The organism is Bacillus atrophaeus, assembly GCF_001584335.1.
Classification (GTDB): Bacteria; Bacillota; Bacilli; order Bacillales; family Bacillaceae; genus Bacillus; species Bacillus atrophaeus.
The window spans coordinates 25,216-51,542 of sequence record NZ_LSBB01000001.1 but is presented as its reverse complement, the minus strand read 5'-3'; the positions used below and the strand labels follow the sequence as shown (position 1 = coordinate 51,542).

The following is a 26,327-nucleotide window of genomic DNA, read 5'->3' as shown; positions in this document are numbered from 1 at the left end:
ATTTAACTCATTTATTCCATGTTGTAACATTAATATAGTCTGTATAAACCCGATTACCAACAGGTCATTTGAACCAAAATTATAGGAGGTGCCGGCACATGTTGTTGATGGAAAAGGCTTCATTATATGCAATGCAAGGCACATTAAGCGCAAAAAAAGAGCAGATAACCCAACTGAAGGCCTGCAAATCCGAGTTAAAAAGTATAAAAGAGGAATTTACCGATTCAAAAAGCACCATAAAAAAACCCGAATTCTCAACGAATACATGGCAGGGCAGTCTAGCCGATTCGTTTAAAAACATCAGAAACGATATGAAAGCAGCCTACGACGATATTGAAGGCAAACAATTTGATCATCTATTGGACAAGATAAATGAGCGCATTGCCTCGATAGAAGACGAAATTCAGTCACTCAGCCAAGATATCAGTTCACTAAAAAAAACAATTGAAAGATTGGAAAAAGAGGAGAAAGAAGCCCGTCATTAAAAAGGAGTCAAACCAATGAGCCAAGAAATTAAAGTCAATACCAGTAAAGTCAAACAAGCACTCTCTAAGCTCAATCAATCCGCACATGCAATCAAGCCGCACATACCGACAGATATCAACGGCCAAAATCATCTCGACGTCATCAAAAAAATCGAAAATATGAATAATGATTTGCAAAACCTGACAAAAGCTTACGCATCGGCCCTTTCAAAACAAATCGCCCAAACTGAACAGGCCGTCAATATGATGAAAGATGCAGACGAAAAGCTGTCAGCGTCTATAAAATCCAAATAAAAGGGAGGTTCTGCATATTGAAAACACTTGATGTTCAAGCATTTCATAATGGCATTGACAAAACATTGACTGATTTAAAAAACCAGTCTGAAGACATCAACAAACTCAAAGAAAGCATCAAAGGCGTTACCGCACTCGACGACGCTTTAAAAGGAAAAGGCGGTGAAGCAATCCGCTCCTTTTACGAAGAATGCCACACCACTTTTCTTCTTTTTTATGAATCTTTTATCTCCGACTATAAAGGAATTTTAGAAAAGATGAAAAACGCCCTTGAATCCCTGGAACCGACCCAAAACGGCTTTATCTCACAAAGCTTTCTCGAAAACGAACTAACAGACGGAGTCAGCCAAGCCGAATCGTTAACAGCAAGGCTCACCGAGAAGGCCAACCAAACAGCCGATACCGTTGGTCACATCGTCACCCTGCCCGTCCTTGACGATACCGCTGTAAACGACAACGCTAAAAAAGCAACAAGACAAATCAGCGAAACGTTAGAAAAATTACACACCTTTGACCGCGAACAAACAAATGCACTCAAAACAGCGGAACAGGATTTGAATACGATGAAGCAGTACATTGAGCAGCTGGAACAGATGTATACCGGGCCGAAAATCGAAATCTCTACATATCAAAGCGGCGCAATTGTTGAGCCTGATAATTCCTCAGCAATCAACCAAGCCAATGGCGGCTTACAAAGTAAATTACAAAATCCTGATGAAACGCCGATGGGGAAGTTGCTCAAACGATTTAGTGAAAAAGATGAAAAAGGTAAAATCGATGATGTCACAAAAGAAGAGCTCCCGTTTGAGGTGGATTGGATGTATCCGGTAGGAAGTGCAGGGAGTGCTTATGGCACTGCCACTGCCGTAAAAGATTTTGGACAGAGCATGAAGCATGTCACCAAAGACGGGCTGAGCATAAAGAAGAATATCATAACAAACAGTGGTAAAAAAATTAAAGGATATCAGGTAGTGAATGGGAAAGTAATAGGAATTAAAGGGAAAAATTACCCTGATACATGGACGAAATCACAGTTAAAAATCGGAAACAATCCTAAGGTAGCTGAATATACCAGAGCTCCCTCCGCAATAAAAGGAGCTATGAAGAGCAAATTGGGCTGGGCCGGTGTGGCGATTACGACGGGAGAAGACCTCATTAAAAATGTCAATGATCCCAATGTTTCAGTTGAAAAAACGGTCGGAGATGTTGGAGTTGATGTTGGAGTTGGCGCTGCAACATTAGGAGTAGGTGCTGTAGCTGGTGCAATTGCAATCGGGACTTTTGGAGCTCCTGTAATAGCTGCCGCCGCCGTAGCATTCGGATTATCAATTGGAGTATCTGAACTTTTAGGTGGCGTTAAATGGGGAAAAGACAAAAAAAGTGTAACAGATATGGCTAAAGACAAAGTTGAATCCGGATTAAAAACTGTTGCAGGTTGGTTTAAGTGAGGTTTTGAGGAGGCAAAAGTTCTTGTTAAGATTAGATAAAAATGTAAGATTTAGAAAGTTGCCAGAAGATATACAGCGCCACTTAATTGCAGATGACGCATCTAATGAGGATAAATGGGCGATGCTAATTTGTATCATCGTGTTTTTAGATTTAATATGCGCGATTCCCCTCTTAATAAATAGAGAAACAATATTTACTATTATAGCCTTGCCTTTTATTATAGGTATCAATTTATGGACAGTGATCATCATGTTTACAAAAACTAGTAAACTGAGTGTTTTTCACTTTGTTTTATATAAAGGCGGAACTGGACTCGTACTATCCTTTTGTTATTTTGTACTATCTCAAAAATATGCATATTCGGTGTTAGGCTCTAATCCTCTTTATATAATGAGTTCATTATTAACTTATATCATTGTAATACTTGGATTTATTCGATACTACCTAATCACTTTGCCTAACAGTGATAGAAAAAAGAAACACAATCATGCTTGGGGAACTTATTTGTTAACGATAGGACCGGGAGCAGGTTACATTACTGCCCAGATCATATTTCAGTTTTCTGATTCAGTCGCTGACTTATTTATGAGTTATATTTACTTGTTAATTGCTTGCCTAATTTCTTATGTCGGCGTCAAATTCATTCACCAATATTTTTTCATAAAAGCCAATCAAGATATCATTGACCAAAAGCAGTAGAAAGGAGAAACACAGTCATGGCCGAAAGTAAGCTATTACCAATCGGATCAATTGTCTTATTAGAAGGCGGATCAAAAAAATTAATGATTTACGGCAGAAAACAAATCGTAGTCAGCAACAACCCAAAAATGTTTGATTATATTGGTGTATTTTATCCTGAAGGTTACATTGATCAAGAATATACATTTGCTTTCAACCATTCAGATATCGAAAACATCATTTTCGAAGGCTATCAGGATGAGGAAGAAACTGAGTTTCAGCATGTACTGGATGAAGCGATAATGGATTAAATAGATACACCGTAAATTGTGGTGATTCGATCAGCTTAACGTATCTCAATTTCACCATTTATACCTATCTATATAAAGAATGGGCAGTTACAGCCTGTTCTTTTTTTATATCTTTGCAGAGAGTCTTTCCGCTGTTGACCCTTTGAGTCTCATAAAATATATAATTTTTTGGATTCAACCTTCAATTTATTAAAACTTGTCATGCCATATAGTTCCTGAGATAATTAAAATGATATACGGTCGACCGGATACTGTTTTGGAAAATAACAAAGGGGGCTTCACATTGAAATTAAACATTGCGTCACTTCCAGGAGATGGGATAGGAAGAGAAGTAGTACCCGCAGCCAAAGAAGTTTTAGACACTTTAGCAGAAATTCATGGCGGTTTAACATTCGAGTTTACTGATTTTCCATGGAGTTGTGAATATTATTTGGAAAATGGAACGATGATTCCGGAAGATGGTATGGACACGTTGTCCCAATTCGATGCGATTTTTCTTGGTGCTGTAGGAAATAAAAAACTTGTTCCCGATCATATTTCACTTTGGGGATTATTAATTAAAATCCGCCGTGAGTTTGAACAGGTCATTAATATTCGTCCTGCCAAAATATTTAGCGGATTAAAGTCTCCCTTGGTCAATCCAAAAGATTTTGACTTAATTGTCGTTAGAGAAAATAGTGAGGGAGAATACAGCTCTATTGGCGGAAGGATTTATCAAGGGGAAGACCAAATTGCCATCCAAAATGCTGTATTCTCACGAAAAGCAACAGAACGAGCGATGCGTTTCGCCTTTGAATTGGCCAAAAAACGCAAAAAACATGTCACCAGTGCAACCAAATCAAACGGAATCTTCCACTCCATGCCTTTTTGGGATGAGGTTTTCGAATTTGTTGCAAAGGATTACCCCGAAGTTAACTCCGATTCCCAGCATATCGATGCTTTAGCAGCCTTTTTCGTTACCCATCCGGAAAGGTTTGATGTTATCGTGGCAAGTAATTTATTTGGCGATGTTTTAACTGATATAGGCGCAGCCATTATGGGAAGCATTGGGATCGCTCCATCAGCTAACATTAACGTGAATGGAAAGTATCCTTCTATGTTTGAACCAGTTCATGGCTCAGCTCCAGATATTATCGGTAAAGGTACAGCTAATCCGCTGGGACAAATTTGGACAGCCAAAATGCTTTTGGATCACTTTGGTGAAGAAGAATTGGGAAGCGTATTGTTGGATGTAATGGAGAGCTTATTGAAAGATGGATATGTCACCCCAGACATTGGCGGGAAGTGTACTACAAACGAAGTCACACAAGAAATGATGACAAGACTGAAAGCAAAGTAAGAAACAGGGGAATAATTTTGTGGCTGAGTTATTCTCTCTCAGAACCTAAGAAAGCAACCAAACTGTTCTCTTAACCACCTTTATCAATGCAGCATCATGTGTGGTAATATATACGATAAGAGAATGGACAGAGGATGAGAAACGTGCTTGAAAAACCAAAACCGTTTTATGAACAATCTTATCACGCTATTAAGCGAATGATATTTGAAGGAAAATTAAAACCTGGAGAACGAATTGTTGAAGCAAAAATGGCCAAGGAACTTGGTGTCAGTAAAAGTCCTTTAAGGGAAGCGATTAGGGTCTTAGAGAAAGAAGGACTTGTAATCATTGACACAAGAGTGATGGTTTATAAACCGACAATAAAAGACGTGGAAGAAATCTATTTTTGCCGCATGGCATTGGAATCATTCGCTGCAGGATTAACGACAAGAATTGCATCCGCTGAAGAATTAGAAAATATCGAAAATACACTTCAAAAAACAGAAGAAGCGATTCTCCAATCAATGGAACAAAACGTCATTATAGAATTAAATGAGAGGTTCCATGAATTAATCATACAATATACTCAAAATAACCTTTTACGAAAACAACTTAATGATTTAAAAGGGTTAATTTATTATTTCCGTATATTGAATTTTGAAGGAGAAAAACGAGCAGAACATATCCTTGAACAACATCAACAAATCTTTCATCACATGAAACAGAGAAATGACGAACAGGCATCAAAAGCAATGGTTCACCATCTGCAATTAGATCTAGATCATTTAGTTGAAGTTTTGTCTCACAACCATGAAGAATAATTTACACAAATGGCCTTCCAATTTTCGGATGGCCTTTTTTTATCCGTTCATTCTTCTTATGTATAGTTATATTAAGTTTTTTTGTTGAACTCCCCTGCCCATTACAGTATCTCTTTTCCCTTACTATAAATAACCTTGACTCTGCCCTAAGGTCACCCCTCATAGTGAAACATGAAAGGAGGACATGATGAAATTAACTGTAAAAGAACTATCCCACATCGCAAATGTTACCATTAAAACTCTTTATCATTACCATAAAATTGGATTACTTGTCCCTAAAGAAATAAGCGATGCCGGCTATCGGTATTACGGAGCAGACGAACTAAAAAGGTTACAAGAAATACTTTTTTACAAAGAATTAGATGTCCCTTTGTTAGAAATAAAAATGTTATTAGATGAAGACTCCGACAGAACCAGTACATTGGAAAAACAGAAAAGATTGTTCGAAAAGAAGATTGAAAAGTATCAGCAATTAATTGAAACAGTCAAAACGTCTGTAGATTACACAAGAAAAGGTGAGCGCATGGACAATAAGTTAATGTTCAAAGGATTTGAAACCGCAGAAGAATGGAAACAATCATTGGGTGAGCAAAATGACTATTTAAAAGAAACATATGATTTTGAATTAGATACCGATTCCATCAATGCTGGTGAAATGAACAAAATGGCTATAGAAGCAAAACATTTTCTAGATGGTATGGCGAATTTCTTAAAAAATGGCGTTACGTACAATGACCCTGCTGTGCAAGAACATGTAAAACAACATCTTAAGTTCCTAAATCATAACGGACATCCGATTACTAAAGAAGATTACGTACAGCAAACAAATTTTTCATGCAAGACAATTTTCATAGGGGTATGTTAGAAGAACAACAAAGAGGATTAGCCTATTACTTGGTTTTCGTTTCAGAGAATCTTTAGAAGATTAAAATTGAGAGTGGTTTCATTGCCACTCTTCGTTTTGTTCCAAATTGAATATCATGGCAAGTGCCCTGAAAAAAGATGATCCCATGCCAAATAACAGTAAACCCAATAGATTAATCGTCGAGAAGTCTCCATATTCATTCCAATACGCCCTAGACTGGCACCATTGGAGAGAAGAAGAATTCAAAAAAGCAAAACGCAAAAACAAGCCGGTTCAGGTCAACATCGGCTATTCGACTTGTCATTGGTGGCATAAGACCTCCTGTTATAACCAATTACATAACAACTTCACCCCATTACAAAAAACTCTGAGAACTGTATGTCAGTAGTTTTTTATATACACACTTTAAACAATTGAGTCTAATATCAAATATCAACAGGCCTTACAAATTAATTGGTTATTCGGTTTCACTATTAATTACTGATGTTCCGCCTGCCCCCAAAAAATACCTCTTGAAGTACCCAACCAATGAATACTTAAATTGATGAATATAGAGGATTAATTTTTCCATACTAAGTACGTTTCGGTATAATCAATGTGCAGATATATTTATTTTTGAGAGGTGATAATGTAATGTCACTAAATAACAATAAAGTTTTAATTATAGATGATGAACAAGAAATTTTGGCGCTTATAAAGACAGTCTTAGTAAAAGAGGGAATTGAAAACGTGATTACGTCTTCAACTGCAAAAGATGGCTTTACTCAATTTCAACAAAAACAGCCTGATATTGTTTTATTAGATATAATGCTGCCAGATGGAGAAGGCTATGATGTATGTAAGCAAATAAGAGAACTGTCTAATGTACCTATTATTTTTTTGTCGGCAAAAGGGGAAGAAACCGACAAAATTGTAGGGCTTGCCATTGGCGGAGATGATTATATTACCAAGCCGTTTAGTCCTAAGGAAGTGGCTTATCGTGTAAAAGCACAGTTACGAAGAGCCAATTACTCACAGTCTAAAGGAATAGCAGACAACATAATAAAAGTGGGGCCATTTCAGTTAAGTGAACGAAAAGCCGAACTAACAAAGAATGGCGAACCTGTTGAATTAAAACCTAAGGAGTTAAGGTTAATGAAGTATTTCTTACAAAACCCTAATATGGTGATTAGTAAAGAAACACTCTATAATGCTGTATGGGGAGAGGATTTTTTTGGATTTGATAATACGATCATGGTACACATCCGCAGGCTCCGAGAGAAAATAGAAACAAAACCTTCCAAACCAGACTATTTAGTAACTGTGAAAGGTTTGGGCTACAAATTTGTTGAAAAGGATGCATAATATGAAATGGCGATTAACGGGGAGATACATGATATCTGTCATAGTAGTTGCTATACTCATTGTTATAATTAATTTGTCTGCCCTTTTGGTATGGCTATTTGCTCAGGCGAATTTTAATACCTCAATTGGCCATGACAATGAAAATTCTGCCGAAACCTTTACACGGTCATTTCAGAAATATTTAACAGTAACAAATGGTGAGGTGACCATCAGCAGGGAAGGTAAACAAGCTCTAAAAGATCGTAATGCATGGGTTCAAATTTTAGATGAAAAAGGCGAAGAACTATATAGCTACAGACAGCCTCAAGGCTTAAAGAAAGAATACACTCCTATAGAAATTGTGGATATGCACAAATATATGGATAAAAAATTATTATCGACTATTTTTGCAGGTGGGAAAAAAATTTCTGAACAAGAATATAGTTACTTTATTGGATTCAAGGATCGTTCAATTAGGAAAGTTATTATCTCCTACGAAACCAAGCAAGTTATACAGAATATTAAAACAAAAACAGTGACTATATTATTGATTGACGGGGCTATTGCTTTAATCATTGGGTATCTTTTCAGCAGACAACTTACACGTCCGCTAAATACAATAATTGATGGGATCCAAAGGCTGGCAAATAAAGATTACAATATTAATTATGAACCGAAAGGGCTCTATAAAGATGTTTTCTATAATGTAAATCACTTATCACATCAACTAACAATAAATAAAAGGGAAAAAAATAAATTAGATCAAATGAGGGAAGAATGGATCAGCAATATTTCTCATGATATTAAGACCCCCTTAGCATCTATACAAGGTTACGCTGAAATAATAAAAGATAAAGATTACGATCTTTCGTTAGATGTGATAAGAGATTACGCACAAATTATTGAAAGCAAATCACTTTATATTAAAGAAGTAATGGAAGATTTAAACCTAACGACAAGATTGAAAAATAATGATTTAACCTTAAATAGAAAAAACATCAATCTTGTATCATTGATACGAGACACTTTAATAGATATTTTAAATGATTCCAGATATGCTGATAAGACCATTGAATTTAATGCTAGTCAAGAGAATATACGAATAAATCTCGACATTATTTTAATGAGGAGAGCAATTAGTAATTTAATTCTGAATGCTCTTGTTCATAATGATAGTAATGTAAAAATAGTTGTACACCTTGAAAAGAAAGAACGTACTCATATTACAATAAAAGATAATGGCAAAGGTATAGAAAAGGAAGAAGTTGATAACATTTTCGACCGCTACTTCAGAGGAACGAACACTGGAACGTTGCATAAAGGATCTGGTCTTGGAATGGCTATAGCCAAAGATATTATTCAGAAACATGACGGAGAAATTGTTATCAACAGTACCGTTGGTAAAGGCACAAGTATAAATATAAAATTATAAGCAGTATGAACAATATCAAATTGTAATTAGAATGATTTTCGTAGATACAACATCCTATTATAGGACAACACAAAGAAACGGTTCTGGTTTAAACCAGAACCGTTGTTTGCTTTTATTTATACCTTTAGCGCTCTGCTAATACTTTTATTCCTTTTACTATATTCCATACGAAAAAATAGATCCCAATAATAAGAGAAATAACATAAGTAGCTACAAGAACAGGCCCGCTATGATTCCAACCGTTTATTCCCAGTAATCCCGATCCAGCAATACCAATGGCAAAAATAATATAAGGTATTAGATGAGTCCATAAAGATTTTTTCGCATGATATTTCACATCTCCCTGGCTCAGAAAATATACGATAATTGGAAATAAAAACGGCGCAAAAAATATACTAAAATAACATAGTGAAGATAAAACTCTATTTTCTTTCAAATGTCTCACCTCTATCTTTTTATTTAGGTAATAGTCCCCTAGTTTTTTCATAATTTAACGTCATTGAAAGCTTAAGAATCGAATAATTCCCCCTTCTAAGCTTTACAATTATATTGTACAACCCAAACCTTACCCCATTTTAATAGTAACCTTACATAAACCTTAAAAAAGACTATATCATTAATATTTTCGTGGCCTTTGACATGATATTAGTCGCAAACCTCAATTGAAATTGCACTTTCTTGAAGAAACTAAAAATAAATAATACAATCGAAGAGAATATTGAAAATTAAATTTGTGAATTTTTGAATGAATTCACATCGGAAGTTAAGATTTCATTACTAATATTTCTTTATAATTTTGTATAAATTAATTAGGAGTTAAAAGAAATCGAATCGAAAGAAGGTGATCCCATGCCAAACAAAAGTAAACCCAATAGATTAATCAATGAAAAATCACCATACTTACTTCAACATGCTCATAACCCTGTGAATTGGTACCCTTGGGGAGAAGAAGCCTTCGAAAAAGCAAAACGTGAAAACAAGCCGGTTCTGGTCAGCATCGGCTATTCGACATGCCATTGGTGTCATGTCTCTTAAAATAACCACAAAAGGCAACCAGTTTCGGCTGCCTTTTAATAATTTTATTGCAAATTTTTAGAAACCTAGATTCAAAAACTTTTTCTCTTCTAATTTAAATACTGTTGTTTTTTCTTTTGATTCATTGCATTTTATCTTGACCTCTAATTTGTGTCCCTTAATATCTTCCTAAATTCTAATCAATTCAAACTCATTAAGGAGATACTTTATCACCAACTTTAAATAATAATGGAATAAGTGCTAATAAAATAATTCCTACAACCAACGTAGATATTATTAACTCCTTCCATACAATCAAATTCTTTACAAACATTTGATAAATAACTAATGAGTTTACTGGAATGTTAAGCAATAAGCCCGTAAGAAGTCCAGGTGCGTACTTTTTCATTAAAACAGTTGCGATAAGATGTGGAAAAATAGCGTTGATAACCATAGAACCTAGAAAGCCAATGAAAATCCATTTTGCAATATCTGATTCTGGCATATATAAAAAACCAAATGCAGATAAATAAGCCAACATAGTTATAACAATGACAGCAAAATGAAATTCATTTGAGGTTACTGGCTTTTGAAACTTTGAAGGTTGTTGTGACCACTTAGGTAACCAAATAGCCTCCTCAATATTATGCAGTGTAATAGCAAAACAAAAAAATACTACGAAATAAACCATCTTTCATTTCCTCCTCGGTGCCACGTCTCTTAAAGGAATCAACCAATATGGTTTGGAAACATTATATTACATATGAGGGTGAACTAATATGGTGTTAAAAGACAGCAGAAGCCTGTCTAAGTAGTTGCTTCTTTTTTATATGTGCAATAACGTGTTGTTGATGCCATGTCTATTAGAATATCCATAATATAGTATGCTTACTTGCATTGGTTATCATACTCGTCACTAGTGGCATAATAGTTAAAATAGAAAAAATACATTCAGATTTCCACTGCAATGCACTTACAACCATTAAACAACTAGACTTATATATACTGATTCTTTAAATAATTGAAGGTTATAATATCTTGCTTTATTGTTAATCTATAAAAATATCCCCTACTCTAAAAATAGGGGATACTTATACTAAAAAAAATCATCTAGTAGCAGATTCATTTCTTGATGCTCATGTTCTAATTTCTCTAATACACTCAGACCTATTTTTATCCTAAGTTCAACAAATTTTAATATACTGAGAATTTCTTGTTTCGCTTCGTAACAGCCATTCTGCATTAATATGTTTATATTTAGTGTAATTGGTCGTCGAGCATTTTTTTGATTTTGGTCTTTACTATGTTCAAAAAATTCAATTATACCTTTAATTTGTTTATCGATTCGTTCGTCGTAATTTAATATTTGAAGAAAGGAATTAATTTCATCCAAACTTTGAACTTCTTTAATCCACATCATATTTCTATATTGGTTATGCAGTTCTTTAAACACTTGATAATATTCAGGAAATATAGAATATTTATTTCTTAAAAATTGTAACAAAGGAAATGTTACAGATTCCCCCATGGGATAAACAGGTGCTAAATAAAATGTTCCATCAGACTTTTTTGAAATGTCTAGCATTACATGTTTAAGACTTCCAACAATATAATCACTCATTCCTACGGCGAATACTTGCTCCTGCATCTCTTTAAGTACTGGAATAAATAATTGTCTTTCGACCATTGTTCTGTTTAAATCAAATAATATCTTTAGAACTTGGTCGCTGTTTATGGAACGACTTTTAAAATTAAGTAATCCATATAATAATTTTTTCTGTTGCTCTCCAGGTTGTCTGTTTATATAAGTGGCAGTAAAGTATTCTTGAAATGAGCGATGCTGATAAGAATATTTCAAACCATCAATTATTAATATACACACAACTTCAATCAAGTCATCAATATAATATTGAGAATTAAATTCTAATCTTTCTAATACTTTTGCTTTATTTATATAACTAGTTAGTTCTTGAGTTGAAAATGATAATTTATTTTCAAAATAGCTTAAAGCAGAAATTGTCTCGAGTATCTTAGAAAAACCATCAGATCCTAAATTAAAAACGTCTGTTTTTTTCTTTCTTTTAAAACCAGGCTTAGTGGCGTCATGCTTTCGGTCTAGAACATCGTATGCTTGACCATAAAAAACATGCATTCTATCAGGAATTTCTGCAAACTCTTCAAATGTCAGTAACATTAAGGTTAATAACAAAGGGTTAGAGCAAAAATCTTTTTGCTTTTTGTATAGCGATTTATCTAATGTTTTTAAAAACCTTGACTTAACCTCTTCATCATAGTAGGGAAGTTTTTCAATTAATTTAATAGACTTTTCTTTACTAAGAGGTAGCATTTTAAACTCAATAAAACCATCCCATCCCACTGATAAACTATCTGATTCTCTTGATGACACCAAAAAACTATTTTGATGGTACTTATCCATTAATACTTCAATCTCTTTAATTAGTTTCTGTTGTTTGCTGTCTTCTACTTCATCAAATCCATCGAATAAGAATATATATATACCTGTATCAAGAGATTCCAAAAAATATTTTTTTTCTAAGGTGAAGCCTAAACTATTAATTGTCTCGTACATACAATCAATTAGAGATTGCTCGGAATCATTTACATTCCTAAGAGGTAGGAAAATGGGTATTTTATCAGAAGTATATAAAGCGCTTATAAATAAATGTTTAAAAAGTGTTGATTTTCCGGTTCCACCAGTTCCTAAGACCATACTAGAATTACTAACTTGTAAAATCCCATTTATATTTTCAGTAGAAATAATACTGTCTTCACACTTTAAATCTGTATGGACATAAAAATCATATAAATTAATGGGAATACTTTTGTGAATAAGTGTCTTTACCTTTCCATATTTGTCAACTGCTCTGTTTAAGTATCCTTGGTAAGCATTTTGTGTTTTAATTTGATAATCTGCAACTTTATCTTTACTGAAGCCAAAAACCTTTTTGCAGATAGTCTCTAAGTTTTTTTGAACAACATCTACTATAATCGCACTTGGATCTATTGGTGTTTTCTCCATAATTCTGCCCCTTTACATTTTACAACTTCTTAATAAAAAAGAAATCTTAACCTATAATATAATTATATTACATTTGAAGGTGATATAGTATGGAACTAAAGGAAAGGATTAAACGAGTCGCCATTTATCTCAGAAAATCACGCAATAACGAAGGTGAAGAGACTGAAGAAACGCTAGCAAAACACAGAAAACGTTTGTTAGATATTGCAGAAAAAAACAACTGGGAAATTAAGTTGTTCCAAGAAGTTGGCAGTTCAATGGATGAAAATCGACCGGAGTATCAAAAAATGATATGCGAAATTAAAGAAAACCTTTTTGATGCTGTTTTATCTGTTAACCTTGCACGTGTTACTAGAGACGATGCTGAAACACCTAAATTTATGAGTTTATTAAGACAAGAAGATGTCCTCTTTGTTACTGATAGTGAACGTATATATGACTTAGAAATCCAAGAAGATTGGCAAGCGTTAAAGTTCACTGGGTTCGTAAATAACTGGGAGTATGAAAACATAAAAGCGCAGCTAAGGAAAGGAAAAAAGGATAGTGCAAAGTTAGGTAGGTGGTCTAATGGAACACCTCCATTTGGATATATTTATAACCCTTTAGAAAAAAGAGTGGAAATTGATAAAGAACAGGCAAAGGGTGTGAAGTTAGCTTTTCAGTTGGTAATAGATGGGCTGGCCGTATAGAAGTGATTATAAAATAGGAATCTTTGCTGAAAACTTTTATATTGGAAGTCATTTATATAGTTCCATCCGATAAGAGGCTTTAAAGCTCCTTTGGGATTGAGCTACAATAGAAGATAGATGGACAATTCAAGATAGAGTAATATCTTTTATTGAGGGTAATAAGATCCAAGATAAATCTTTAGCAGACCACCTCGCTTATTACATGCTCGAAACTGGAAGAACATTTAGAAAACTAAACACTTTAAATACTAGATTAATAAAGCAAGATTAAATTAAACGTGCTGTAATAAGTCTTCAATCAAATTCATAATAATACGTTCAGGCTTTGATGCTATAATTTGGTTTATAAAATTTCTAATACAAAAGAAAAACAATGTTAAAAAACAGAGTCGCCAAACTAAAACATCAAAGCAAATACATGCCTAAAAAATTTTCAACGATATGCTAAGTATAAAATACTGAACGTATAAACAAATAGTCAACTTCGCATGTCAAATTTAAAAGGAGGAATAAAATGATTAAATACCCATGTGAAGACTTAACATCCAATAAAAGAGATATTGAATACTTTACCTTGGAAAATAAACCAGAAAAATGTCCACTATGCAATTCAATTCAAGAACCAAGCTTTGTATCAGCCTATATATTGGAGACTAATAGAATAGAAGCTATTTTCAAATGCAATAAAAGGTCTTGCAATCACTTATTTATCAATCTCCTTTCTAAAAATAGTATAAGTTATTATTCGTATAGGGTTGGTTTGTCATACCCTACGAGACCTGAAAAAGTTCAATTTAATGCGGACATTACACAAACATCACCTTTGTTTGTGGATATTTACAACCAAGCAAATGCAGCAGAAAGTTCTGGTTTAAATCATATTGCTGGTATGGGATATAGAAAATCATTAGAATTTCTTATCAAAGATTATCTAATAAAACATAGGGGCGAAGACGACCAAACTATTAAGGCCGCTTTCCTTGGTAAGTGCATTAAGCTATATTTGTCCGAAAATATAAAGCAAGTAGCTGAGCGAGCTTCATGGCTTGGAAATGATGAAACACATTATCATAGAGTATGGGAAGATAGGGATATACAGGATCTGAAAAAATTGATCAACTTAACCGTTTACTGGATTTCATCTGAAATTCAAACTGAAAAGTACATCACCGAGATGGATAGCAGGAAGAAATAGATGCATAACTGAAAAGCATAATCTTAAAGCTAAGTACATATTTCTCAACACACTGAGAAATATAATTATGATTGATTAATTTAAGAGAAAGAAGGTGATCCCATGCCAAACAAAAGTAAACCCAATAGATTAATCAATGAAAAATCACCATACTTACTTCAACATGCTCATAACCCTGTGAATTGGTACCCCTGGGGAGAAGAAGCCTTCGAAAAAGCAAAGCGCGAAAACAAGCCGGTTCTGGTCAGCATCGGCTATTCGACATGCCATTGGTGCCACGTGATGGCCCACGAAAGCTTTGAAGACGAGGAAATTGCCCGCCTGTTAAATGAGCGGTTTGTTGCCATTAAAGTAGACCGGGAAGAGCGTCCGGATGTTGATTCTGTTTATATGAGAATTTGTCAGTTGATGACCGGACAGGGCGGCTGGCCGTTAAATGTGTTTATTACGCCTGAACAGAAGCCGTTTTATGCCGGAACTTATTTTCCGAAGACGAGCAAATTCAACCGTCCTGGATTTATTGACGTTCTCGAACACCTTTCAAACACGTTTGCCAATGATCGCGAGCACGTAGAAGAGATTGCTGAGAATGCTTCCAGCCATTTGCAAATCAAAACGCCCGAGGGTAATGGGACGTTGACAAAAGAGGCGCTCCATCGTACGTTCCAGCAGCTGATGAGCGGTTTTGATACCGTTTATGGCGGATTCGGCCAAGCTCCTAAGTTTCCGATGCCCCATATGCTCATGTATCTTCTTCGCTATCATCAATACACCGGTCAGGAAAACGCCCTCTATAACGTCACCAAGACGCTGGACAGTATGGCGAATGGAGGCATTTATGACCATGTAGGCTATGGGTTTGCCCGCTACTCGACCGATGACGAATGGCTTGTTCCCCATTTTGAAAAAATGCTGTATGACAATGCGTTATTGCTGACAGCTTATACAGAAGCGTATCAAGTTACACAAGACAGCCGCTATCAACACATTGTCGAGCAGATCATCACGTTTATTCAACGGGAAATGACGCATGAGGACGGAAGCTTTTACTCAGCTTTAGATGCGGACACAGAGGGAGTAGAAGGGAAATATTACGTGTGGTCTAAGGATGAAATCATCGAAACATTAGGAGATGAGCTTGGCGAGCTGTATTGTGCCATTTACAATATCACCTCATCAGGTAATTTCGAAGGCCACAATATTCCCAATTTGATTCATACGAAATTAGACAAGGTAAAAGCAGAATTTGATTTAAATGAACAAGAAATCAATAAACAACTCGGGGAAGCAAGGCAAAAACTATTGAAAAAGCGAGAAACAAGAACGTATCCCCACGTTGATGATAAAGTGCTGACCTCGTGGAACGCGCTTATGATTGCGGGTCTTGCAAAAGCGGCAAAAGTATTCCAAGCACCAGAATACCTCAATATGGCTCAGGCAGCCGCTGCCTTTATTGAAAAAAAATTAATCATAGACGGGCGCGTCATGGTTCGCTATCGTGACGGCGAAGTGAAAAATAAAGGATTTATTGATGATTATGCCTTTTTATTATGGGCCTACATCGAGCTTTATGAAGCCGGCTATGACCTGGCCTATCTGCAAAAAGCAAAAGACCTATCGGCAAAAATGCTTGATTTGTTTTGGGATCAGAAGCATGGCGGTTTTTATTTTACAGGGCACGATGCGGAAGCCTTACTTGTCAGAGAAAAAGAAGTATACGATGGCGCTGTGCCTTCCGGAAATAGCGTCGCGGCCGTACAGCTTCTGCGGCTTGGCCAACTGACAGGCGAATTATCCCTGATTGAAAAAGCAGAAAAGATGTTCTCCGCTTTCAAACGGGATGTCGAGGCTTACCCAAGCGGCCACTCCTTCTTTATGCAAAGTGTGCTAACCCATATGATGCCTAAAAAAGAGATTGTTATTTTCGGCCGTAAAGACGACAGCCAGCGCCAGCACATCATATCGGCTCTGCAGCAGGCGTTTCAACCGAATTTTTCAGTCTTAGTGGCAGAACATCCGGATCAATGTAAAGACATTGCACCGTTTGCAGCTGATTATCGCATCATTGACGGAAAAACGACCGTCTATATTTGTGAAAATTTCGCTTGCCAGCAGCCGACAACAGATATAGAAGAAGCTATAAAAACATTAAGCAGCAGGGATTAACTCCCTTGCTGCTTTATTTGTTGATTGACTGCCACAGTTACAGGCTCCACGCCTCGGAGTAATTGAAATAGACTCTTTTAAAAATGCCTTTTATTTAGTGATTTAAACTCTGTTTCAGATAAAAAAAGACATTTATAATATAGCTAGGCGGATTATTTTCTGTTTTTTCTAACTTTTCTCTTATACAAAGGGGGTTTACTATGAATTCCGGCCAAAATCACACTCAACCATTTTCAAATGTAGCGAATCGTCTAGATCGTCTCCCGATTTCACGTGTCCATTATCAAGTGCTTACCGCTCTCGGCATTGTGTATTTCTTTGATCTGGCCGACTTATTTACACTCAGTAATGTGGCACCGGCGCTGATTGAGCATTGGGGAATCAAATTAAGCACGATTGCCAACGTGACAGCGGCTTCGTTCTTAGGCATGTTTTTAGGTGCTTCATTAGGCGGGCGCTTGTCGGATCGAATCGGAAGGAAGAAAGCATTAAATTGGTTCGTATTCATCTTTTCTGTCTCATCATTGTTAAATGCCCTTGCATGGGACATACCATCCCTCATTGCTTTCCGCTTTCTCACAGGGCTTGGCGTCGCCGCGGCTATGATTGTGACGAACAGTTATTTAGCTGAGTTTTTCCCTTCCAATGTGCGGGGAAAGTACATCTCTTTTTGCGCCATGATTGGTTTAATAGGGGTTCCGATTACTAACGTCGTATCGGCATTTGTCATCCCCTTAGGGCCGTGGGGATGGAGACTTGTGTTTGTGTGGGGAGCGGCAGGACTTATTTATTTTTTATCCACCCGCAGGCTGGAAGAGTCGCCCCGCTGGCACGAAAATCGCGGCGAATATGGCAAAGCGGATGCGATTATGAAACGAATCGAAACACATGTTGAACAAGAAAAAGGCCCGTTGCCTGTACCAAAAGAAGCAGCACCTGTTCAGACCGTTCAAAAAGCGGGCTACTTAGGCTTATTTAAAGGGAGAAATTTAAAAATCACGATCGTCTTATCCGCTGTATGGATTTTTGAAACGTTTGGCTTCTATGGATTTGCATCATGGGTTCCAAGCTTGCTGAAAAGCAATGGCATCACAATGGAAAAAACGCTGTGGTACAACGTGCTTCACTCCGTCGGTGCCCCGCTAGGCGCACTCATTGGTTCGATGATATCAGAAACCTTTCAGCGAAAATGGATTTTAGCTGCCAGCGCATTCCTGACTGCTATAGCGGGATTGTTGTATGGCATGACATTTATTCCGCTGATGATTATCATATTTGGTTTTGTTGTAAACATTACCGAACGTGTTTTCACCTCGAATTTATATGCCTATACATCTGAACCTTATCCGACGGAGTTCCGCTCTTCAGGAAGCGGGTTAGCTTATGGGCTTGGCCGTTTTTCCAATATATTCGGCTCGTTACTCGTTGGTTTTATTGCTGTACAACTCGGCTATGTGAGCGTCTTTTTATTTATCGGCGGCTGCTGGCTGGCTTGCTCCGTTCTGCTCATTTTCTTTGGCCCCAAAACGAATTCTCAGCAAGTGTAATAAAAAACAGCACAGGCAAAAGCCGTGCTGTTTTTTCGAGATTTTATGTTGTAATTTCAATCAGATTCCCTTCATGGTCCTCAATCACACTTTCATAGTAGCCGTCACCCGTCACGCGAGGGCCGCTTACGAGTCGATAACCGTCCTTCGTCAGGGTTTGTGTAAAGTCGTCCACTTCCGCTTCACTGCCAGTTGAAAACGCAAGATGTGCCCATCCTAACGCTGTTTCCGAAGGTTGTGAATCAATAGTGCCTTTCTTCATAATCTCCAGCCTTGCCCCATTATCAAACGTTAAAAAATATGATTTGAAATCCTTTTTCTCATTATGATAAAGCGAATTTGATTTTGCATTGAAGTACTTTTCGTAAAACGCCTTCATACGTTCTAAGTCTCTGACCCATATGGCCACATGTTCAATATGCATGTTGTCCCTCCTTATTTGATGGTCTCTATTTAGTTATAAGGTATGAAAAGCATTTCAGTTCAAGTTTTATTTCCAACAAGCTGGTGCGGGATTTTTATTTTCGCGGGAGTATCTTTCAGAAATAAGGAAAATGCCGCTTCTCCTAACTGCTCAAGATTCAAATCCAGTGATGAAAAATGCAGCACCCGGCTGACGGAGAGGTTGCCTTCACCGATAATCTCAAGCTCTTCAGGGATAGACCAATTGTGTTTCTGTGCATATAAGTAAATTCCGGCTGCAATTTCATCACTATTTGCATAAATCGCAGTCGGTTTCCTATTCAGATTATGAAAATATTCTCCTGCCTTTTCTCCGTCCGTCATATGATTACAGCCAGCCAGTATATTGTGCTCTTCCAGCGGCCCGTAAACAAACTCAAAAGCTTTTACTTTATCAGCGGTGCTTGGACTTTGTTCCGCCTCCCGAACGCAAGTAAAGGCAATATTTTCGTGACCCCGTTTTTTCAGGTATTGAAAACCTTCTATATAAGCAGATTTTCTATCATTATAAGCACACGGAATTTCTGCTTGATTGGTATATTCACAAGCAATAATACGGCCATATTCTGCATAAGGTAAAATCTCTTCCCATGTGTTTGCTTTGGAGGTGATGATTAATCCGTCTATTTTCTTTGTTCTCACCATCTCCAGATACTTTTTTTCAATCCCGGCATTATATTTTGTCGGGAAAAGCGTCGTAGCATATTGATGTTCAAAAGCTGTTTTTGTTATACCGTTCACTATTTTATCGAAACAAGGATGGTCGCTATAAGGCAGGATGACACCGATGGTATTCGTTTTTCCGCGAATCAAGTCAATAGCGGTCCGGTTTGGTGTATAATCTAATTCTTCCATCGCCTGCCGGACAGCAAGCCTTTTCTCTTCAGCTACATACGGATGTTGATTTAACACTCTTGAAACAGTAGATACGGATACATTCGCCATTTTCGCAATATCTTTTATATTCGCCAACTCGACTCCTCCAAAAACAATGGTTATGTAATTATTCCTTTATCGCCTTGGGTTCTCCTGCCGCCGAAGAAGAATGGGAATTAGACTAAGGCAGACCCATTCGGATCTGCCTTCACAGGAAAAATATTAAGGTGAAAAACTATTCTGGCTCACATAAACACGTTTGGTTTCATATTATTCTCTCACTCTTACCATTATCCTCTTTTTCCAAACTCAGCAATTGTTTTTTCATCTCCAAACCGCCTCTGAAGCCGGTTAATTTTCCGTTTTTCCCTATGACTCTATGACAGGGAATCGTAATCAGTACGGGGTTGGCGCCGATAGCTGTTCCGACTGCGCGTACTGAATTCGGTTTTTGTATGCGCTCAGCGATGTCTGAATACGAGTAAGTTTCACCATAAGGGATCTCACACAAGGCATTCCATACCGCCAATTGAAACGGCGTTCCCTGCACATCAATCGGCATCGTAAATTCTTTTCTGTCACCCTTTATATACTCTTCCAGCTCTGCCACATAGGGATGTAATACCTTATCGTCTTGCACCAGTATGTGCTGCGGGAATTTTTTCTCAGCCCAAAGCACAAGTTCGTCAAAGCCTTTAGATCCCACGAAGCAAAGCCCTTTTGATGTAGCAGCGATGTATACATTCCATTGATTACATACAAATAACGACCAATAAATGATTGTGTGTTGCTTCGATTGCATTATGTTGCCTCCTAAGAGTCTTCTCTTTTGATCTGCCTGTATTTTGTCGGCGTGTACCCCGTCCTTTTTTTAAACAAGGTTGCAAAATGGGCTGTGTTAGGTATGCCTACCGCTAATCCGATCTTCCTGATTGACTGGTCAGTAAGCTCCAGATATTGAGCAGCCGCTGCTATGCGCTTTTTTTGTATATATTCTATAGGGGTGATCCCTTCCACATTCTTAAAAGTCCTCTGTAAATGATAAGGGCTGCCATGGCACATATCGGCTAGCTTATCTAATGTCAGTGATTCACTATAGCTGCAGTCTATGAACTCTTTTATTTGTGTTACCCAATCCTCATCCGGTAAACGCAAGCCGTTTGGTTTACACCGTTTACAAGGTCTGAATTTTTCCCCTAACGCCTGCTCAGCCGTCTGAAAAATCCGGACATTTTCCTTGTTGGGAACTCTGGACTTGCAAGATGGGCGGCAAAAAATGCCGGTTGTTTTTACAGCATAATAAAATTCTCCATCATAGGACGAATCATTGTTTACAATGGCGTTCCACTTCTCATCCGGCAGGTTCTTTTTTTCTGCCATATGAATCACCTCCACCTTCAGTATAGACAAAATCAGCACGTATGTACGGATTTTGGGATGTATGAGCAAGATTACAAAGATAAAAAAAAGACCCTTTATTATGAAAGGGTCTTCCGGATTAAAGATCAATCGTCAGCTCAACCGGGCAATGGTCGGAACCCATCACTTCATTGCAGATCTTTGCGTCCCTGATCTGCTTTTTGAGCCTTTCTGACACTATGAAATAATCTAGACGCCAGCCAACGTTTTTGGCCCGCGCATTCATGCGGTAGGACCACCAAGAATATGCCCCTTCCTGATCGGGGTGTAAGTAGCGGAATGTATCAATGAATCCTTCCTCTAACATCTGACTGAATCTTTCTCTTTCCTGATCAGAAAAACCGGCATTTTTTCGGTTTGCTTTAGGGTTTTTCAAATCGATTTCTTGATGCGCGACATTCAAATCACCGCATAACACGACAGGCTTCTTCACATCTAATGCTTTTATATAGGATAAAAAAGCATCTTCCCAGTCCATGCGATAGTCGATACGCTCTAATCCGCGTTTTGCATTCGGTGTATATACCGTTATGACATACATGTTCTCAAATTCCAACGTGATCAATCTGCCCTCTTGATCGTGCTCTTTTATTCCTAAGCCGTACGTAACAGCAAGCGGCTCTTTTTTGGTAAAAATCGCTGTTCCGGAATATCCTTTTTTCTCAGCGTAATTCCAATACACATGATAGCCCTCTGGTTCTAACTTAATCTGTCCATCTTGTAATTTGATTTCCTGCAGGCAGAAAATATCAACGTTCTCTTCTTCCAGATAGCTGTTAAAATTCATTTTAGTCAAAAGGGCACGCAGCCCGTTTACGTTCCATGACATCAGTTTCATTTGTACTCCCCCTGGCTGATTCGCTGCTGCAAAATCGTTACTTGTAAAATCATCATCACAAAAATCAATCTGTCTTTGACTGTCATTTATAGTATAGTATATAATATATTACACTTTACTAATCATTCAATCTTATTGCAAGTTTGCAGATCTTCTAATAGACACCGATAAAAAACAAGATTGGCGAGGGAAAAAAATGAATGGTGAACACGCAGCACTATCGCACTCACGAACAAAAGGAATTGCACTTGTACTTACAGGCTCCATTTTATGGGGAGTATCAGGAACTGTCGCTCAATATCTTTTCCAACAACAACACTTTAATGTAGAGTGGTTAACTGTCGTACGTTTATTATTATCAGGCATTCTATTATTAGGGCTTGCTTACCGAAAAGAAAAACAACGAATATGGGCAGTATGGAAGGATAAAATGGATGGGCTAAATCTAGTTTTATTTGGTATCCTAGGCATGTTGTCTGTTCAATATACCTACTTCGCCGCCATCCAGCACGGAAATGCAGCGACAGCTACTGTGCTCCAATACTTAGCCCCTGCACTCATTACATGTTATGTGGCTATTTGTTCAAAACGCCTCCCTACTGTAAAAGAGCTAATCGCTGTTTTTTTAGCTATTATAGGAACATTTTTTCTTGTTACCCATGGGGATATTCATAGTCTTTCCATTTCTGGATGGGCGCTTTTTTGGGGCCTTAGCTCAGCGTTTGCACTTGCTTTTTATACACTCCACCCGCACAAACTGCTTGCGAAATGGGGAGCTGCTATTGTAGTAGGATGGGGGATGTTAATAGGGGGATTAGGTTTAAGTTTGATTCATCCGCCTTGGAAGTTTGAAGGGCAATGGTCTGTGTCAGCGTATGCCGCAGTTATATTTATTGTCCTATTTGGAACACTCACAGCTTTTTATTGTTACTTAGAAAGCTTAAAATATCTAACGGCTTCTGAAACTAGTCTCATAGCATGTGCAGAACCATTATCGGCAGCCTTTTTATCAGTTATATGGCTGCATGTAACCTTTGGAATATCAGAGTGGTTAGGAACATGCTGTATTCTAAGTACAATCATGATCTTATCTATCAAAGAAAAAAAACTCAAATAAACCTTTCCGCCCGGCGCGCTGCCAGTATTACAATACTCAGGCTCAATGTGGTATATTACATATTAATTCTCCCTTTTGAAGAGGTGCTGAACATTGACTATTAATAAGAATGAGCCAAAGCTTAAACGGACGTTTATGAAGGATGAAGTATACAACACGCTGCGAGATTGGATCATCACAGGCAAACTTGAACCCGGGGCAAAATTAAGAGATCAAGATTTATCAGAGACGCTGGGAATCAGCCGTACCCCCATTCGAGAAGCTTTACTTAAATTAGAAAATGATGGACTTGTGGTGACTAAAGCCAATAGATGGACATTAGTATCTCCAATTGACTTAAATGATGCAGAAAATATCTATTCAATTGTATGGACATTAGAGAGCTTGGCTATGGAGAAAGCTTTTCCTCACATGACATCAGCAGATTTAGAAGAGCTGGAACAGCTTAATGAACATCTGCATCATGCCATGGGATCAGGAGATAGATTTACTGCGCTTGAGGCAGATAATGCTTTTCATGATAAAATCATTCAACTATCCAATAACTCGGAGCTGCAAAAGATGCTGATCAGCCTCAAAACGAAAATACAAAGAATCGAAATGTATTACTTCAGCCAAAACGATGCCATGCATACATCCTATAATGAACATCTGCAAATAATAGATGCTATTAGAAACCAAAATATAAATCACGCCATCAAAGCAATCAAAGCGAACTGGAAGAACAGCTTAGACCACATTCAATTGAAGAATGAGCAATAAGAATTCGGATAAGGCGCTCTCCCTCAAATAAGCAGCATGGGATTGAACCCATGCTGCTTTTGCGTGAAGTAGGATCTAAAATCCATCGTGCTTTTCAAAAAGCTACACATATTCCACTTTTAATCCTACTCCAACTTCTTTTATATCGGCTACTGTTGAAAGTGCTACTTTAGAGGCTAAATCAGTACAATGACAAGGATGAAGATCTGCAGGTTTAATTTCTTTTATGTATTGTACCGTTTTCTCCAACTGTTCTTTTGGCGGATCCAACAAATGAAATCCTCCAATAATATCAGCTATTCTTTCTTCCTGGCATACTTCTTTAGCATATTCAATAATGTTGCAAATTCCGGAATGCGCACAGCCTACAATAATAACCAGCCCTTCCGATGACTTATATACTAAGGCTGTGTCATCCTGTACAAAATCATCAACTTCACCTTGTTCAGTCACAATTTTCCCAATCGCATCTTTGCCTTCAAAATCGAATTTTCTTTTAACTTCCCCTAAAAATACCAATTGATCAGTCAGCCATACTGGTTCTTTAGATAAACGGATAGGAAAGTGTTTATTTAGCTTTTCATGAGATAAGATACTTCCTATCTCACCTATAGAATCAAATAATTTACTTTCGAATACTAATGGGTGTCCTATAACTGCAGGCGTTTTATATATCATATTCTCATTTTTAGCTTCCATGTACAGTCTAATTAAATGAGTTAATCCCCAAGTGTGGTCTACATGTCCATGTGACAAGGCAACAAAATCTAAATCCGATAAATCAATTTTCATTTTTTCAGCATTCTTAATAAAGATATCAGAATATCCAGTATCAAATAGAATACGTTTATCACCCTCTTCAATAAAGAAAGATAATGCCGGTTCCCCTAAAAAGTATCGATCAATAAAAGTATTATTATCCACTAATACAGATAGTTTCATGAAATCATAGCACCTTTCTACATCAAATTGCTTTCCTTCCTTTAAAACATATTCTCTGTGAAGATCTGTTGTTTTTCCTTTTAAAAAAAGAGCAAGAACCCGAAGGTCCTTGCTCTTTAAACGTCTCAGCTTACTCACCAGTTACGTATGGTAGTAATGCCATTTGACGAGAAAGTTTGATTGCTGCTGTAAGTTTACGTTGATACTTAGCGTTTGTTCCAGTTACACGACGTGGTAAAATTTTACCGCGCTCAGAAACGAACTTTCTAAGAAGATCTACGTCTTTGTAGTCGATGTGCGTAATACCGTTAGAAGTGAAGTAACAAACCTTACGGCGTTTCGCGCGACCGCCTCTGCGTCCTCCTGCCATTGTCATTTCCCTCCTTTCCTTTTGAAATTAAGCGATATTCACATTAGAACGGAAGATCATCATCTGAGATGTCAATCGGTTTGCCGTCGTTGGCAAATGGGTCATCATTAAAGCTGTTCCCTTGATTTCGTTTCTGATTGTTTTGATTTCCGCCAAATGGATTATCATTTTGGCCTCCGCCAAAGTATTGGCCTCCGCTATTTCCTTCGTTGTATCCACCTGAACCAGAACCGCCGCCGCTTTTCGGCTCAAGAAACTGAACACTTTCAGCCTGAACTTCGGTCACGAAGACGCGCTGTCCTTGCTGGTTTTCGTAATTTCTTGTTTGTAAACGGCCATCCACGCCTGCAAGGCTTCCTTTTTTAAGGAAGTTTGCAACGTTTTCGGCTTGTCTTCTCCAAGTGACACAATTAATGAAATCGGCCTCACGTTCTCCTGACTGATTCGTAAACGTACGATTCACCGCAAGAGTAAACGTGGCAACAGCCGCACCGTTAGGCGTATAACGAAGCTCTGGGTCTTTTGTCAGTCTTCCGACTAATACAACTCGGTTAAGCATAAGAAAGACCACCCTTTAACATTATATATTTCAATTAGCTTATTCTTCTTCTTTTACAACAACGTGGCGAATGATATCGTCACTGATCTTAGCTAGACGGTCAAATTCTTGAACTGCCGCAGCATCAGACTGAACATTTACGATTTGGTAAAAACCCTCACGGAAATCATTGATTTCGTAAGCAAGACGGCGTTTACCCCAATCTTTTGTTCCAGTGATCTCCGCACCGTTAGAAGTCAAAACATTGTTGAAACGTTCAACAACTGCTTTTTTAGACTCATCATCAACGTTTGGACGGATAATGTACATAACTTCGTACTTTCTCATCTGTTTGCACCTCCTTTTGGACTAAGCG

Annotated in this window: 27 protein-coding genes and 3 pseudogenes; 18 read left to right on the top strand and 12 right to left on the bottom strand. The window is 37.4% G+C overall.

The genetic code is table 11. The features are described from left to right. Positions 1 to 98: 98 nt before the first annotated feature. The 11 genes and pseudogenes from AXI57_RS00260 (at position 99) to AXI57_RS00215 (ending at position 8,976) form a co-directional block, all read left to right on the top strand. Positions 99 to 485, top strand: a complete 387-nt coding sequence (locus AXI57_RS00260; RefSeq protein ID WP_219946919.1) for a YwqH-like family protein — start codon at positions 99 to 101, stop codon at positions 483 to 485. Between the two features lie 15 nt (positions 486 to 500). Next, a complete protein-coding gene (locus AXI57_RS00255) occupies positions 501 to 779 on the top strand; it encodes a YwqI/YxiC family protein (protein WP_061668886.1) in 279 nt (92 codons plus the stop codon). Between the two features lie 17 nt (positions 780 to 796). Further along, a complete protein-coding gene (locus tag AXI57_RS21860; RefSeq protein ID WP_238380151.1) occupies positions 797 to 2,227 on the top strand; it encodes a ribonuclease YeeF family protein in 1,431 nt (476 codons plus the stop codon). A gap of 22 nt (positions 2,228 to 2,249) precedes the next feature. After that, positions 2,250 to 2,927 (top strand): hypothetical protein, encoded by a 678-nt coding sequence (locus AXI57_RS00245; RefSeq protein WP_061668885.1) that lies wholly within the window; start codon positions 2,250 to 2,252, stop codon positions 2,925 to 2,927. 17 nt (positions 2,928 to 2,944) lie between these two features. After that, positions 2,945 to 3,217, top strand: a complete 273-nt coding sequence (locus tag AXI57_RS00240; protein WP_061668884.1) for a DUF4176 domain-containing protein — start codon at positions 2,945 to 2,947, stop codon at positions 3,215 to 3,217. Between the two features lie 229 nt (positions 3,218 to 3,446). Further along, positions 3,447 to 4,556 carry a tartrate dehydrogenase gene (locus tag AXI57_RS00235; protein WP_371845872.1) on the top strand — a complete coding sequence of 370 codons (1,110 nt, stop codon included), beginning with the start codon at positions 3,447 to 3,449 and terminating at the stop codon, positions 4,554 to 4,556. 134 nt (positions 4,557 to 4,690) lie between these two features. Then, a complete protein-coding gene (locus AXI57_RS00230) occupies positions 4,691 to 5,356 on the top strand; it encodes a GntR family transcriptional regulator (protein ID WP_061668882.1) in 666 nt (221 codons plus the stop codon). Positions 5,357 to 5,540: 184 nt separating this feature from the next. After that, positions 5,541 to 6,277 (top strand): annotated as a pseudogene (locus AXI57_RS00225) (MerR family transcriptional regulator). Between the two features lie 89 nt (positions 6,278 to 6,366). After that, a pseudogene (locus AXI57_RS20530) lies at positions 6,367 to 6,534 on the top strand (DUF255 domain-containing protein); the annotation flags it as partial. Positions 6,535 to 6,854: 320 nt separating this feature from the next. After that, positions 6,855 to 7,565, top strand: coding sequence for a response regulator transcription factor (locus AXI57_RS00220; protein ID WP_061668881.1), 711 nt, complete (start codon positions 6,855 to 6,857; stop codon positions 7,563 to 7,565). Position 7,566: 1 nt separating this feature from the next. Further along, positions 7,567 to 8,976 (top strand): sensor histidine kinase, encoded by a 1,410-nt coding sequence (locus tag AXI57_RS00215; RefSeq protein ID WP_061668880.1) that lies wholly within the window; start codon positions 7,567 to 7,569, stop codon positions 8,974 to 8,976. A 124-nt stretch (positions 8,977 to 9,100) separates the two neighbouring features. Here AXI57_RS00215 and AXI57_RS00210 read toward each other — a convergent pair whose 3' ends face one another. Then, the gene (locus AXI57_RS00210; protein ID WP_061669410.1) at positions 9,101 to 9,412 is read right to left on the bottom strand and encodes a magnetosome magnetite crystal formation protein family; all 312 of its coding nucleotides are present in this window, start codon (positions 9,410 to 9,412) and stop codon (positions 9,101 to 9,103) included. A gap of 413 nt (positions 9,413 to 9,825) precedes the next feature. Between AXI57_RS00210 and AXI57_RS00205 the strand changes: the two are divergent. After that, positions 9,826 to 10,005, top strand: a pseudogene (locus AXI57_RS00205) (DUF255 domain-containing protein); the annotation flags it as partial. Between the two features lie 199 nt (positions 10,006 to 10,204). On the opposite strand, the gene AXI57_RS00200 reads toward AXI57_RS00205, so the two are convergent. After that, complete coding sequence (locus AXI57_RS00200; RefSeq protein ID WP_061571965.1) at positions 10,205 to 10,681, bottom strand: HXXEE domain-containing protein; 477 nt, start codon at positions 10,679 to 10,681, stop codon at positions 10,205 to 10,207. Positions 10,682 to 11,086: 405 nt separating this feature from the next. Next, positions 11,087 to 13,030, bottom strand: a complete 1,944-nt coding sequence (locus AXI57_RS00195; RefSeq protein ID WP_060399963.1) for an NACHT domain-containing protein — start codon at positions 13,028 to 13,030, stop codon at positions 11,087 to 11,089. Positions 13,031 to 13,119: 89 nt separating this feature from the next. On the opposite strand from AXI57_RS00195, the gene AXI57_RS00190 reads away from it, so the two are divergent. From AXI57_RS00190 to AXI57_RS00175, 4 genes are all read left to right on the top strand, one after another. Continuing rightward, positions 13,120 to 13,719: a recombinase family protein gene (locus AXI57_RS00190; protein ID WP_223251845.1), complete on the top strand. Its 600-nt coding sequence runs from the start codon at positions 13,120 to 13,122 to the stop codon at positions 13,717 to 13,719. Positions 13,720 to 14,233: 514 nt separating this feature from the next. Next, positions 14,234 to 14,914 (top strand): DUF4145 domain-containing protein, encoded by a 681-nt coding sequence (locus AXI57_RS00185; RefSeq protein ID WP_081112726.1) that lies wholly within the window; start codon positions 14,234 to 14,236, stop codon positions 14,912 to 14,914. 102 nt (positions 14,915 to 15,016) lie between these two features. Further along, positions 15,017 to 17,080 (top strand): thioredoxin domain-containing protein, encoded by a 2,064-nt coding sequence (locus tag AXI57_RS00180; RefSeq protein WP_061668878.1) that lies wholly within the window; start codon positions 15,017 to 15,019, stop codon positions 17,078 to 17,080. Positions 17,081 to 17,280: 200 nt separating this feature from the next. Continuing rightward, positions 17,281 to 18,627, top strand: coding sequence for an MFS transporter (locus AXI57_RS00175; protein ID WP_061668877.1), 1,347 nt, complete (start codon positions 17,281 to 17,283; stop codon positions 18,625 to 18,627). 43 nt (positions 18,628 to 18,670) lie between these two features. Here the strand turns inward: AXI57_RS00175 and AXI57_RS00170 are convergent, their stop codons facing one another. From AXI57_RS00170 to AXI57_RS00150, 5 genes are all read right to left on the bottom strand, one after another. Further along, positions 18,671 to 19,051 carry a VOC family protein gene (locus tag AXI57_RS00170; RefSeq protein ID WP_061668876.1) on the bottom strand — a complete coding sequence of 127 codons (381 nt, stop codon included), beginning with the start codon at positions 19,049 to 19,051 and terminating at the stop codon, positions 18,671 to 18,673. 59 nt (positions 19,052 to 19,110) lie between these two features. Then, on the bottom strand, positions 19,111 to 20,061 hold the full coding sequence (locus tag AXI57_RS00165) for a LacI family DNA-binding transcriptional regulator (RefSeq protein WP_061668875.1): 951 nt from the start codon (positions 20,059 to 20,061) through the stop codon (positions 19,111 to 19,113). A 169-nt stretch (positions 20,062 to 20,230) separates the two neighbouring features. After that, positions 20,231 to 20,767 carry a methylated-DNA--[protein]-cysteine S-methyltransferase gene (locus tag AXI57_RS00160; RefSeq protein WP_061668874.1) on the bottom strand — a complete coding sequence of 179 codons (537 nt, stop codon included), beginning with the start codon at positions 20,765 to 20,767 and terminating at the stop codon, positions 20,231 to 20,233. A gap of 11 nt (positions 20,768 to 20,778) precedes the next feature. Further along, complete coding sequence (locus AXI57_RS00155; protein ID WP_061668873.1) at positions 20,779 to 21,345, bottom strand: bifunctional transcriptional activator/DNA repair enzyme AdaA; 567 nt, start codon at positions 21,343 to 21,345, stop codon at positions 20,779 to 20,781. Positions 21,346 to 21,463: 118 nt separating this feature from the next. Next, positions 21,464 to 22,222 carry an exodeoxyribonuclease III gene (locus AXI57_RS00150; RefSeq protein WP_061668872.1) on the bottom strand — a complete coding sequence of 253 codons (759 nt, stop codon included), beginning with the start codon at positions 22,220 to 22,222 and terminating at the stop codon, positions 21,464 to 21,466. A 196-nt stretch (positions 22,223 to 22,418) separates the two neighbouring features. Between AXI57_RS00150 and AXI57_RS00145 the strand changes: the two genes are divergently transcribed. Together AXI57_RS00145 and AXI57_RS00140 are read left to right on the top strand one after the other, a co-directional pair. Further along, positions 22,419 to 23,339 carry a DMT family transporter gene (locus AXI57_RS00145; protein ID WP_061668871.1) on the top strand — a complete coding sequence of 307 codons (921 nt, stop codon included), beginning with the start codon at positions 22,419 to 22,421 and terminating at the stop codon, positions 23,337 to 23,339. A gap of 93 nt (positions 23,340 to 23,432) precedes the next feature. Beyond that, positions 23,433 to 24,101: a GntR family transcriptional regulator gene (locus tag AXI57_RS00140; protein WP_081112725.1), complete on the top strand. Its 669-nt coding sequence runs from the start codon at positions 23,433 to 23,435 to the stop codon at positions 24,099 to 24,101. Positions 24,102 to 24,203: 102 nt separating this feature from the next. Here AXI57_RS00140 and AXI57_RS00135 read toward each other — a convergent pair whose 3' ends face one another. From AXI57_RS00135 to rpsF, 4 genes are all read right to left on the bottom strand, one after another. Further along, complete coding sequence (locus AXI57_RS00135; protein WP_034718196.1) at positions 24,204 to 25,043, bottom strand: MBL fold metallo-hydrolase; 840 nt, start codon at positions 25,041 to 25,043, stop codon at positions 24,204 to 24,206. Positions 25,044 to 25,173: 130 nt separating this feature from the next. After that, positions 25,174 to 25,413 carry a 30S ribosomal protein S18 gene (rpsR, locus tag AXI57_RS00130; RefSeq protein WP_003326058.1) on the bottom strand — a complete coding sequence of 80 codons (240 nt, stop codon included), beginning with the start codon at positions 25,411 to 25,413 and terminating at the stop codon, positions 25,174 to 25,176. Positions 25,414 to 25,456: 43 nt separating this feature from the next. Next, complete coding sequence (ssbA, locus tag AXI57_RS00125) at positions 25,457 to 25,972, bottom strand: single-stranded DNA-binding protein SsbA (RefSeq protein WP_003326057.1); 516 nt, start codon at positions 25,970 to 25,972, stop codon at positions 25,457 to 25,459. 39 nt (positions 25,973 to 26,011) lie between these two features. Beyond that, the gene (rpsF, locus tag AXI57_RS00120) at positions 26,012 to 26,299 is read right to left on the bottom strand and encodes a 30S ribosomal protein S6 (protein ID WP_003326056.1); all 288 of its coding nucleotides are present in this window, start codon (positions 26,297 to 26,299) and stop codon (positions 26,012 to 26,014) included. Positions 26,300 to 26,327 lie beyond the last annotated feature (28 nt).